At 58.0% G+C, this 11,753-nt stretch carries 11 protein-coding genes and 1 pseudogene; 7 read left to right on the forward strand and 5 right to left on the reverse strand.

The annotated features are described in order from the left end of the window. From GSQ76_RS02990 to GSQ76_RS03010, 5 genes and pseudogenes are all read right to left on the reverse strand, one after another. Positions 1–301: pseudogene (locus GSQ76_RS02990) on the reverse strand (hypothetical protein); the annotation flags it as partial. After that, positions 298–1,401 (reverse strand): glycosyltransferase, encoded by a 1,104-nt coding sequence (locus GSQ76_RS02995; protein WP_158742434.1) that lies wholly within the window; start codon positions 1,399–1,401, stop codon positions 298–300. The gene GSQ76_RS02995 and the pseudogene GSQ76_RS02990, both read right to left, overlap by 4 nt. Continuing rightward, positions 1,398–2,507: a glycosyltransferase family 4 protein gene (locus GSQ76_RS03000; protein ID WP_158742435.1), complete on the reverse strand. Its 1,110-nt coding sequence runs from the start codon at positions 2,505–2,507 to the stop codon at positions 1,398–1,400. The genes GSQ76_RS02995 and GSQ76_RS03000 overlap by 4 nt, the downstream gene beginning before the upstream one ends. Continuing rightward, the gene (locus GSQ76_RS03005) at positions 2,491–3,555 is read right to left on the reverse strand and encodes an SDR family NAD(P)-dependent oxidoreductase (RefSeq protein ID WP_158742443.1); all 1,065 of its coding nucleotides are present in this window, start codon (positions 3,553–3,555) and stop codon (positions 2,491–2,493) included. Before GSQ76_RS03005 ends, GSQ76_RS03000 begins: the two co-directional genes overlap by 17 nt. Continuing rightward, entirely contained in the window at positions 3,555–4,670 is a 1,116-nt protein-coding gene (locus GSQ76_RS03010; protein ID WP_158742436.1) for an NAD(P)-dependent oxidoreductase, read from the reverse strand. Before GSQ76_RS03010 ends, GSQ76_RS03005 begins: the two co-directional genes overlap by 1 nt. 317 nt (positions 4,671–4,987) lie before the next feature. On the opposite strand from GSQ76_RS03010, the gene GSQ76_RS03015 reads away from it, so the two are divergent. The 7 genes from GSQ76_RS03015 to GSQ76_RS03045 all read left to right on the forward strand — a co-directional run bounded on the left by GSQ76_RS03015 (position 4,988) and on the right by GSQ76_RS03045 (position 11,543). After that, positions 4,988–6,079 carry an inositol-3-phosphate synthase gene (locus tag GSQ76_RS03015; RefSeq protein ID WP_158742437.1) on the forward strand — a complete coding sequence of 364 codons (1,092 nt, stop codon included), beginning with the start codon at positions 4,988–4,990 and terminating at the stop codon, positions 6,077–6,079. Then, positions 6,076–6,849 carry a TIGR04290 family methyltransferase gene (locus GSQ76_RS03020; protein ID WP_158742438.1) on the forward strand — a complete coding sequence of 258 codons (774 nt, stop codon included), beginning with the start codon at positions 6,076–6,078 and terminating at the stop codon, positions 6,847–6,849. Before GSQ76_RS03015 ends, GSQ76_RS03020 begins: the two co-directional genes overlap by 4 nt. Then, positions 6,846–7,775 carry a beta-xylosidase gene (locus GSQ76_RS03025; protein ID WP_158742439.1) on the forward strand — a complete coding sequence of 310 codons (930 nt, stop codon included), beginning with the start codon at positions 6,846–6,848 and terminating at the stop codon, positions 7,773–7,775. Before GSQ76_RS03020 ends, GSQ76_RS03025 begins: the two co-directional genes overlap by 4 nt. 19 nt (positions 7,776–7,794) lie before the next feature. Next, a complete protein-coding gene (locus GSQ76_RS03030; protein ID WP_408836159.1) occupies positions 7,795–8,295 on the forward strand; it encodes a dual specificity protein phosphatase family protein in 501 nt (166 codons plus the stop codon). Further along, positions 8,292–9,266: a zinc-binding dehydrogenase gene (locus GSQ76_RS03035; protein ID WP_216850865.1), complete on the forward strand. Its 975-nt coding sequence runs from the start codon at positions 8,292–8,294 to the stop codon at positions 9,264–9,266. The genes GSQ76_RS03030 and GSQ76_RS03035 overlap by 4 nt, the downstream gene beginning before the upstream one ends. Beyond that, entirely contained in the window at positions 9,266–10,273 is a 1,008-nt protein-coding gene (locus GSQ76_RS03040) for a Gfo/Idh/MocA family protein (protein ID WP_158742441.1), read from the forward strand. The genes GSQ76_RS03035 and GSQ76_RS03040 overlap by 1 nt, the downstream gene beginning before the upstream one ends. Before the next feature lie 262 nt (positions 10,274–10,535). Beyond that, positions 10,536–11,543, forward strand: a complete 1,008-nt coding sequence (locus GSQ76_RS03045) for a UDP-glucuronic acid decarboxylase family protein (protein ID WP_158742442.1) — start codon at positions 10,536–10,538, stop codon at positions 11,541–11,543. Positions 11,544–11,753: the final 210 nt, after the last annotated feature.

An 11,753-nucleotide genomic window follows, 5' to 3' on the forward strand; every position in this document is an offset into this window, starting at 1 on the left:
TCAAGCCCTCAATCAGGAGATCGTCGAACACGCCCACGCCAGAGGCCTTGACCACCACATCGGCATCGACCGCCTCAGCAATAACCCGGCGGCAGGCAGCTTCATTGTTGTCCCATACGACAACCTTTGCCCAATCGGGCGGCGCAATGTCACGATGCGCCTGCCGCTCGAAGGCATCGGGCTCGTAGAAGGTGATTTCATGCCCCCGGGCCGCCAAATCACGCAACATCCCACGGTAGTACGTCGCAGCTCCGTTCCAGAAGGCGGACAGCAGACTGGATCCGTAGAACGCGATTTTCATACAACCTCGGGTTTCGGGGCAAGTTGGCGAACAATTGACAGGAGCTCGTCCACCCGGTGTGCGCAAGTGTGGCGAGCCCGAACGGTTTCAAGTCCCGATAGTGCTAGCTCGGCGCGCAATTCTGGATCTGCCGCAAGTGCGCGCAAATGGCGCTCGGCCATCGGGCCGTCACTAGCTACCAGATAGTCACGACCGGGTCGAAATAGGTTTTCGGCATCATCCCACGGCGCACTCACCAGCGGGATGCCGCAAGCTAGTGCCTCGAACACACGGATGGTCGGGATGCCGGGAAGATCGCGAACGTAAAAGCGCCGTGGCACATGCACCGTAGCCAGCCGCTGGGCAAAGACAGCCGGTGCACGCGCATTCGCCAACCAGTTGCGATAGACTGCGCCATAGCGAGCCAGCAGCGCCAGCGCCTCGGCAGGATAGCGAACGCCGTAGATTTCAAGCGCCAGGCCGGACGCTTTGGCTGGGGCAAGTAGGTAGGTCTCCAACTCAGCCGTCCGCTCACCGTCACCCCAATTGCCGATCCAAACGAGCCCGTTACGCCGAGTATCGTCAGCTGGCGGCTTGAACAACGAGATATCGGCAGCCTCATGCCAGACAAAGGCACGGTCTCCCCATCCCCAGCGACGATACACCTCGGCCAACGCCGCCCCAAAGGCGAGAATGCCATCGTAGCCATCGAGGTCATAGCCCTGCATCTCCTGCGGAGCACTGACGGCGCGATGATGGGTATCGTGGAACAGAAGGGTAAACCGGCCGCCTTTTGCCCGCAGCCTACCGAGTGCAGAGACGAGCTCAGCATCGTTCCACTCGTGCACGATCACGAGGTCGGCGTCCGTGCAAGCCTCTGACGGGTCGAAATCCGGACCGTATTGCTTCGAGTGCAGATCCGAATAAGCCTCGCGCCACGCTCTTAGGCCTTCCTGACCGTGGTCAGTAAGAAGGTTTTGAAGGCTCCAGGCCCCCTGCGGCTCAAGGGCGTCAACATCATGCCCGCGCTGGATCAGGTTGCGCAGAACGCCACGGACGAAATGCGCATTGCCATGATTCCAACAGGACGCCAAAGAATGAGTAAAATAAACGATCTTCAAGCAACGGCTCCTGACACGCCGGAACGCTGAAGGCACGCATCATGCAGCTCGCGCGTCGCACCAATCCAGCTTTCGAGATCGTAGCGCTCTGCTCTCATTCGCGCCAAGGCGGAGAGCCGCTCCACTTCCTTGCAGTTATTCAGCAGCGTGGAAAGAGTTTTTGCAAATCCGGCAGCGTCCCCTGGCGACACGAAGATCGCGGCACCATCCCACAATTCCCGAAATGTAGCGATGTCACTCAAGACCAAGGCGCAACCCGCCTGCGCTGCCTCGAGCACGGCAAGGCCGAATGGCTCATACCGTGCTGCAGAGACAAAAATGCGAGTCCGAATCAGCGTCTTCCCCATATCCGCTGCTGATTTCGTGCCCACGCCGTGTAGCTTCTTGAATGTAATCGTCTGCCCTTGTGGGCCAATGACAGGACCAATGGCCAGTATGGGGAGATCAAGCAAGGTCGCCGCCATGTCTAACGTGGCGGCGCCCTTACCTTCATCCCAAAGCCGTCCAGCTATCAAGATGCAAATGTCTCGCATCGGCCTATCCGCCAACACGTGAGACCGACCATTATAAAGCGGAATAGGGGATATTCCATAGGCCTTGTAAGTCGCATCCGCGAATGCGACTGTCGGCGCAACCAACGCATTACAGGCAGCATACCCCTTTGCAACCGCAGCGATCCGCCAAACGAAATCGGCCGGCGGAGGGCCATTGCGCATTGCCATCCACCATGTAGCAACACAGGAATGCGCAACGCCAACCACCTGCATCGGAAAGCGCGCAGCACCTGCGAACGCCGGACTGCTCAAATGGACGACATCTGCCCGCCATGCGACCGCTCTTGCCGCAAGGTCACTTGCACAGCGTTCAAGGCTACATTGATCTTCGACCGTCCAGTCCAAATCCAGCCCAGTGTTGACAAGTTCGACATCGGCATCCGCCGCCGAAGCATACTGTGCCGGGGACGGCGCCGGACCAAGGCTCGCAAGCAATACATTGTCGCCTCGTAAGCGGAGGCCCCTGGCAAGGTCCAGCGCGTAGGTCCAAATTCCGCCTACAGCATCGGTTGTGATGAGAACACGTCTCACCTTGTCATAGCGCAGCCGCATGGGCTTGTATGGGAATAGGAGTGTGGTGAGAGGCTAGCCAGGTCGCAAGATCCGTAATGCCCTCATACCAAGGCGTTACCGCGGGAAGACCCAGAACCCGCCGCACAGCAGACGTATCGGATACGTAGTAGCGCTGGTCTCCCGGCCGCCATTCAGAATAGCTGAGACGGACAGACCTCCCCACTAGACCTTCAATGCGGGCTAGAACTTGCCGCAGCGAGACGGCGTTTTCTGGTCCTCCGCCCAAGTTGAACGCTCGACCTGAGACCGCCTCGATCTGTTTCCAGACAGCGACGTACGTAGCAACCGCGTCCTTCACATGAAGGATATCTCGGACCTGACGGCCATCGCCATAGATTGAAATGGCCTCTCCGCGCAAGGCGCGGATTAAAAAATGTGCCACCCATCCCTGATCCTCAGTGCCCATCTGCCGCGGGCCGTAAATGCAGCTCATCCGCAGAACGCAGGTTGGAATGCCGTAGCTGCGTGCATAATCAAGCACATACTGGTCGGCCCCTCCTTTGGAGCAGCCATATGGCGTATGAAAATCTAACGGTCGGCTCTCCCCAACCCCGCTTGCCTTGATGATTTGGTCGACCGGCGCATAGGTATCGCCTTGCTGCTCCAGTTCAATATCAGCCAAGTCACCGTAAACCTTGTTCGTAGAGGCAAAGATCACCGGTGCGCAGCGCCCCGCCTCTCGCACTGCCTCCAATACGTTCATCGTCCCCAGGAGGTTTACCTCAAAATCCTCCCGCGGCGCTTCCATGCTGGTAGTAACCGCCACCTGAGCCGCAAAGTGAAAGACGACGTCTGCCCCGGCGGCAGCCTGAGTGATCGCGGTCCGATCGCGGACATCGGCCTGTATCCAATGAATACGCTGCGGATGCCGACTTCTTAGCCAAGCTAGGTTGCGTTCCACGCCGGCTCGTGCCAGCGCATCGTATACCAGCACGTCATGACCATCCGAGGCCAATTGGTCAGCCAGGTTGGAACCGATAAAACCTGCGCCGCCGGTGATGAGAACTTTGCTCCGCAGAGCCGCCATCACGCGACCAAACCCCGCATCTCCAACTCCCTTCGAGCTTCGGGAACCCGGTCTTCAGATTCCTGCTGCGCAACCCACTCGGAAAGTTCGGCAAGACCCTCCTCGAAGTTCATGCTCGGCATATAACCGAGCTCAGCCTTGGCTTTTGTTAGATCGGGCACGTTGTGCCGAATGTCGCCAGCGCGGCTCTTCTGGGTAATCTCAGGAGTTAAGTCTTGTCGGCCCATGGAAGCAGCCTGGAGCATAGCCACCTCCTCAATCGACCGTCGTTCGCCGCTTCCGATGTTGAACACTCCACCAACAGCGTGCGGATGATCTAAAGCGAGGACAAACGCCTTTGCGACATCCCCTACATGCACAAAGTCGCGCTGCTGCCGCCCATCTTCGAACACCATAGGCCGCTGACCATTGGCAATGCGTGACGCAAAAATAGCCAACACACCAGTATAGGGATTAGAAAGGGCCTGACCTGGTCCGTAGGCGTTCCAAAGACGCAATGCCACACCCTCCATGCCGTATTGTGCCGTGAGGGTCAGTGTGAGTCTCTCCTGGACGTATTTGCCGATAGCGTAGACGGAAGCAAGAGCGGGCTGCTTTGTTTCAGGCGTAGGTTCGGGCAAAAGGGCTCGACCCATTGAGTCAATCGGATCCCAGCTCCCGATACCATTGACACGGCTGCCTCGCACAGCATCTTGAACAAGCAGTCCGTCAACTGTGCGATAAAGTCCTTCACCGTAAATACTCATCGAGGAAGCAACAACCACCCGCCGCACTGGTCGTTCGATCAGCTGTTGGAACAAAACCGCCGTTCCATAATCGTTTACGGAAGTGTAGCGATCTACTGCATACATGCTTTGGCCGACACCCACTTCGGCGGCGAGATGGATTACGCTATCTACCCCCTCCAGGGCACGGCGCACGGCCACTTCATCCCGGATATCGCCGACGATCAGTTCGGCGTCGGCGTCTAGATCTCCCGGCCGGGTGCGACTAGGGTGAACCTGCTCTATAAGGCTGTCCAACACCCGAACTTTATTGCCACGCTTCAAGAGCGCCCGCACGAGATGCCGGCCAATGAAACCAGCACCGCCTGCGACCAAGACGGTCTCCTTCATTGCCCGCAGCTCCAAGTCGGCTCACGCCTACCCCTTGCAGCCATCCTCGCCACAGGTGCAACGCTCCCCTCGGCCTGAATCATAACGTCTCCGTTAAACGTAGGTAGCGGCCGAACGGTTCTACATGATCTAAGTTCCAAAGGAAGCGTCTGCCAAGTCAAACAGAACGCTTGCAGAAATGACTGAGCGCTTCGATGTCAAATGCTAATTCAACCATCAAATGATACCTTATTCATAGCCCAATGGCTGGACCCACACTTGCGGTTCTGTGAATGAAGCTACATAGCTGCAGTGAGGTCATCAGGAAGGCGTCGTGCATGGCAAAAGCAAAGGTCCGGGTAGGGCTTGTAGGAGTGGGTAATTGCGCCTCATCCTTCGTGCAAGGCCTCAGCTTTTATGCGGAGGCAACTGCCAATGATAACCCTCCTGGGCTCATGCACGTCGACCTGGGCGGCTATTACATACGTGATGTGAAGGTTGTTTCGGCCTTCGACATCCATGCAGGAAAGGTCGGCCGCGATGTGGCCGACGCCATTGTCACACGCCCTAATAACACCCTTAGCTTTGCGATGGTGCCCGCTATGGGTGTAATGGTTGAACGCGGGCCTACGTTAGATGGTTTGGGAAAGTATCTGGTTGGCGAAGTTCCCGAATCCGAAAATCCCGAAGTTGACGTCGTCGACGTTTTGCGCCGAACTAATACTGAAGTCCTCGTATCCTACTTGCCCGTCGGCTCCCAAAAAGCTACCGAACACTATGCCGAGGCGGCGCTCGCTGCTGGATGTGCCTTCGTCAACTGCATCCCCGTATTCATCGCCTCGAACAAAGACTGGGCAGAGCGCTTTGCGAGCCGCCGCCTGCCCATCGTAGGGGATGACATCAAGAGCCAAGTTGGCGCGACAATCGTGCATCGTGTGCTCGCCAATTTGTTCCGAGACCGTGGCGTGCGGCTAGACCGCACCTATCAGCTCAATTTCGGCGGCAATACCGACTTCAAGAACATGTTAGAGCGCGAACGGCTCGAATCGAAGAAGATCTCGAAGACCCAAGCGGTCTCCAGCCAGCTCGACATTCCATTGGACGCAGACAACATCCACATTGGCCCGTCAGATTTCGTGCCGTGGCTTTCTGATCGGAAATGGGCGCACATTCGACTGGAAGGCACCGGCTTTGGCGGTGCCCCGCTGAACATGGAGCTAAAACTCGAGGTCTGGGACAGTCCGAATAGCGCTGGTGTTGTAATCGACGCCGTCCGGTGTGCCAAACTGGGTCTGGACCGTGGCATAGGCGGCCCCCTGATTGGCCCCTCGAGCTATTTTATGAAATCACCTCCTACCCAGTTCACTGACGACGATGCCCGGGAGCGCACCCGGTGCTTCATCGCCGGAGAACCGGATCTCGCATTATGAACAGTCTTCCAGAAAGCACTATCCGCGAGCGGGTCGAGGCGCTGGCTCCCTGGTTTCACGATATGGACCTGGGCGGGGTGCGGACCGCGCCGGATCATTTCCTGTGGGGTTATCCCGAAAGTAAGTTCAAGCATTTTGCCCACGCAATTCCGGAAAACTTGTCCGGCTGGAGTGTGCTGGATATCGGCTGTAACGCGGGGTTTTACAGCCTTGAAATGAAGCGCCGCGGCGCCGCGCGGGTTTTAGGGATCGATTTCGACGATCGCTATCTCGCCCAAGCACGCCTCGCCGCAGAGGTGCGCGGCGTTAAGATCGAGTTCCGCAAGCTTTCCGTTTACGACGTGGCAGCACTCAGCGAACGCTTTGATCTCGTAATCTTCATGGGCGTTCTCTATCATTTGCGCCATCCATTGCTCGCTCTTGACTTGATCCATGAACACGTCGCGCGCGATCTTTTGCTTTTTCAGTCGATGCAGCGTGGGGTAGATGATGTGGCGCCGATTGCTGCAGATTATAGATTCGACGAGCAGGCGCATTTCAACGAAGCCGGATATCCAAAGCTGCACTTCATCGAGCACCAATACAGCGGCGATTGGACTAACTGGTGGGCGCCCAACGCCGCCTGTTCAGCGGCCATGCTCCGTAGCTCAGGGTTTGAGGTGGTAGACCACCCGGAAAGTGAAGTGTTTATGTGCCGCCGGGTTAACCGGCCAACTCCGGCTGGCGCGATCTACCCAGCGCGGCCGAACGAAGGAGCGACCGGGGCGTGATAGAAGCCGCTAAAATCTGGAACGAACCCAACAACAAATCGCATTGGGATCCCAACCTGGATCCGGAATGGGACGGTTTCGCTGCAATGACCATCCTCGCCGGCCAGGCGATCGCAGCGGAGAACAGCCGCCTTACGCGAGTGTTGGGTGGTATGTCCCCTATCGACCCGGCCTTCATACAACGATTGGAGGCCAGGGGGGCGATGGACCACGTCGACGTCGTGGCTGTACATGGCTTTCCCCTTGACTGGAATCCATGGTCAATCAACGATTGGCCAGCCAAATTGGCCGAAATTCAAGCCATCACCAGCAAGCCGGTCTGGGTCACTGAGGTCGGGGTTTCCTCATTCGGTGCAGAAGAGGTGCAGGCCTGGGGTGTTAAGCGAACCGCGGAATTGTTGATCGGCCGTGCACCACGCGTTCACTGGTACAGCCTCTACGACTTGCCCCGGGCGTGGGAGGCCACCACTCGACACAAAGAGGCAGAAGGATCATCCTACTATCGTCACTTCGCCATGGGTCTGCTGCGAGAAGACGGCACTCCGAAACTGGCACTCGAGACCTATGCTCCGCACGCGGGCGACATTGGGCTGTGCCAATGGTTCCACTATCAGGACCACCGACTGGACGAGGCAGTTCGCTGGCTCCGGCGGCTTGGCGTCAAACATGTGCGAACGGGGATTTCGTGGGCCGACAGCTTTCGCCCAGATGCGCTCGCTTGGTTCGATCGCCAGATGGAGGCGCTTGAGGAGTTCGCCGTCACTGTAACCTTCTGCTTCACACCCGAGCACCGAGGGATCGAGCCACACCATACCTCGCCCCCTCAGCTCGCGTACGAATACGCGGAGTTTTGCGCTGCGATGGTCCGCCGCTACGCACCATCTTCCGCACCGGCGAGGCCATACCTCACGCCTTCTGTTGCCTGAGTTGGTTGAATTCCACTGGGTGACCCCATCGCTTGCCCTAGGCGGCCGATACGCGGCTGGGGAGGAGGCAAAATTGGCATCCGATCACGGCATACGCGGCGTAGTCGACCTGCGCGAGGAGGCGTGCGATGACAAGGCAGCATTGGCTCGAATGGGCATCGCCTTTCTCCACTTGCCGACCTCCGATCACCAACCCCCCGCTCCTAGCGATCTTGATCGAGGCGTGGAATTCGTGCGCGAACGGCTCGGACAAGGCCAACGGGTTCTGATCCATTGCGAGCACGGGATCGGCCGCTCTGCAGTTTTAATGCTGTGCGTACTCGTCGACGCCGGTGTCGAGCCGCTGGACGCGTTGCGCCAGACAAAAGGCGCGCGCGAAGAGGTTTCGCCAAGTCCAAAGCAATACATGGGTTGGTCGGCTTGGCTCGTCTCGCGGGGGAAAACTGCCCCAGATGCTCATACTTTCGGATGCATCGCCTACCGGCACTCGGCCAAAACTGATCAGATGGTTGCCTCATGAGCGACGCGTCCAAGGCGATGCGTGCTGCCGTCGTTGAAGGTGCGGGACGCTTGACGGTGCGTATGGTCGCAAGGCCTGAGCCCGGGCCGAACCAAGTACGTCTGAGGCTCGAGGGTTGTGGCGTATGCGCCTCCAATCTTGGCCCCTGGTCCGGGCCAGACTGGATGCACTTCCCGACCGCTCCCGGTGACCTTGGTCATGAGGGTTGGGGCGTAATCGACGCAGTCGGTGACGATGTACAAGGCTTCACAATTGGCGACCGCGTTGCTGCACTCACCTATGCTGCCTATGCGGAATACGACCTCGCCGACGCCGCAGCAGCGGTAAAACTGCCGGACACTCTCGCAGGCAAGCCTTTTCCGGGTGAACCGCTTGGGTGCGCGATGAACATTTTTCGCCGTGCCGACATTCAACCAGGCCAGACTGTAGCGGTCGTCGGAGTAGGATTTCTAGGCGCGATTTTGACCCGGCTGATCACCGCTGCCGGCGCGCGGGTGATCGCCATCTCACGCCGGCCATTCTCGCTGTCCGTGGCGCGTGACATGGGTGCGGTCGAGACCATCGAGATGCATGACCACTGGGCAATCATCCAGCGTGTAAAGGCGCTCACCGACAGCCAGTATTGCGATAGAGTGGTCGAAGCAGTGGGAAAACAATGGCCGCTCGACCTTGCCGCCGAGCTCACGCGCGAACGGGGCAGGCTGATTGTGGCAGGCTATCACCAGGATGGCTTGCGGCAGGTGAACATGCAACTCTGGAACTGGCGGGGCCTTGACGTGATCAACGCCCACGAGCGTGACCCCGCGATCTACATCAGGGGGTTGCGGGAAGCGGTGGCAGCGGTCGCGTCAGGCCGGCTCGATCCAAGCCCGCTCTACACTCATGCCTATCCGCTAGATCGACTGGCTGAGGCGCTGAATGCCACACGAGATAGGCCGGATGGGTTCCTTAAAGCGGTGGTGACTTTTTGATGCGTCGACCCCGAGTAGGGTTTCTGGGCGTCGGCTGGATCGGCCGGCATCGCATGCAAGCGCTAATCGAAAGCACTTTGACCGAACCAGTGGCGATCTGTGAGCCGGACGATACGGCTGCCGCCGCCGCGATGGAGTTGGCCCCTGCCGCCGTACGGACCGTCGATCTAGAAGCATTGCTCCAGCAAGACCTTGACGGGCTCGTCATAGCCACACCGAGTGCCTTGCATGCGGGCCAAGCCATCGCTGCCTTGCAGGCCGGCTGCGCAGTGTTTTGCCAGAAGCCAATCGGCCGTACTGCCTTCGAGGTAAGCGATGTACTCATGGCGGCACGCCAAAGCAATCGTTTGCTGGCGGTGGACCTCTCCTACCGTTTCACTGAGGCCATGAGGCAAGTTCGAAATTCGGTACAGAGTGGTGCACTCGGGCGCATCTTTGCAGTCGATCTTGTCTTCCACAATGCCTACGGTCCCGACAAGGCTTGGTTTCGCGATCCCATTCTGTCTGGCGGCGGATGTGTCATGGATCTCGGCGTGCATCTCATCGATCTTGCTCAATGGACCCTTGGCTTTGAGGATATTCGCTCCGTAACCGCGTCGCTCTTTGCCGCTGGTGTCCTTCTCTCAACCAAGCCGAGTGAAGTAGAAGATTACTGTGTAGCGACGCTGGAAACGGTATCTGGTGTTGTTATACGCGTTGCATGCTCCTGGAACCTGCCAGCTGGACGAGACGCGATAATTGGGGCGTCCTTCTATGGCACGCAGGGCACTTCAGTAATGCAGAACATTGACGGCTCATTCTTTGACTTTGCCGCCGAGCGCACTCAGGGATCTAATCATCGCGTCTCCATCGCCGTGCCGCCTGATCAATGGGGTGGTCGAGCAATTCTGCACTGGGCTAACGAGCTTATCTGTAACCCAGGTTTCAATTCCACAGCCGATCAGCTGTTGGCCGTGGCAACGGTGATTGATCGTATCTACGGTCGAAGCCCTCCTACGTCTTCTTGATCAGATCTACTCACTTCGACTATCGCTTGCCATCAGCGTATTCGAACATTCCAATAAAGGAGGGAGCGTCCGCGATCAAATATCAGTCCGCCAGCATCTGATGGATGTCGCCACGGAAGATTAAACGAAAATTGGTAGATACATGTTTAATGTCAATACTTCAGTATTCTGAGCAGGTCGCCAGCCGTCAATCCTTTTTAGTCTTGCTAGTGCCGAAGATGTTTCACGTTAAAAACAAGCCTGATACGAAGGGATTACGAGCTTGAGCCTCACCAGAAAGCGCGTATTGGTCACCGGCGGCGCGGGATTTCTCGGATCTCACCTTTGCGAGCGGCTCATTGCACGCGGCAATGACGTGCTTTGCGTGGACAACTACTTCACCGGACGCAAGGACAATATCAGTCATTTGCTGGGACTGCCGCAATTCGAGGCCATGCGGCACGATATCACCTTCCCCCTGTATGCCGAGGTGGACGAGATCTTCAATCTCGCCTGCCCGGCCTCTCCGGTTCACTACCAGTTCGACCCGGTGCAAACGACCAAGACCAGCATCGTCGGCGCCATCAACATGCTGGGCCTCGCCAAGCGCGTGAAGGCCAAGGTGTTCCAGGCCAGCACCAGCGAAGTCTACGGCGACCCCACCGTGCATCCCCAAACAGAAGACTACCGCGGCAACGTCAACCCGCTGGGCCCACGCGCCTGTTACGACGAAGGCAAGCGCGCCGCCGAAACGCTGTTCTTCGACTACTACCGGCAGCACCAAGTGCGCATCAAAGTGGTGCGCATCTTCAACACCTACGGTCCGCGCATGCACCCCAATGACGGGCGCGTCGTCTCCAACTTCATCGTCCAGGCGCTGAAGGGCGAACCAATCACCCTCTATGGCGACGGCAGCCAGACACGCGCCTTCTGTTTCGTCGATGACCTGATCGAGGGGATCCTCCGCCTGATGGATACCGATGACAGCGTCACCGGCCCGGTCAATATCGGCAACCCGCACGAAATCCGTGTACACGAATTGGCCGAACGGGTCGTTCGCCTCACCGGCTCGAAGTCGAAGATCGAGTACCGCCCGTTGCCGCAGGATGACCCGACGCAGCGCTGCCCCGACATTACCCTGGCAAAGAAGTTGCTGGATTGGCAGCCAATGGTGGCGCTGGATGACGGGCTCCAGCGGACCATTGGCTACTTTGCCAATATGCTAGATGGCTCAGGTTTGCGGAGCGCCTGTAACAATGCTTTTGAGCCAAACCCGCGAGGCAATCTGTAAGTCAAACTCTGCTCTAAGACAGCATCAAAGAGTCCGCTCGACGCTCGGCTGGCAGCAGACTTTGTTTAAGATTCCAGTCAATCGTTTAAACCTTAATGCGCGCCAGACCAGCTCTGTGGAACACTCACCGTCTTCCGCAACTTATCCTCCAAAAAGTCGTCTGACCAACAGGATGGCTGACACACTTAGAGCGTGCTCGGCTTGACCGGA

The sequence above is a fragment of the Acidisphaera sp. L21 genome, from assembly GCF_009765685.1.
In the GTDB taxonomy this organism is placed as follows: Bacteria; Pseudomonadota; Alphaproteobacteria; order Acetobacterales; family Acetobacteraceae; genus LMUY01.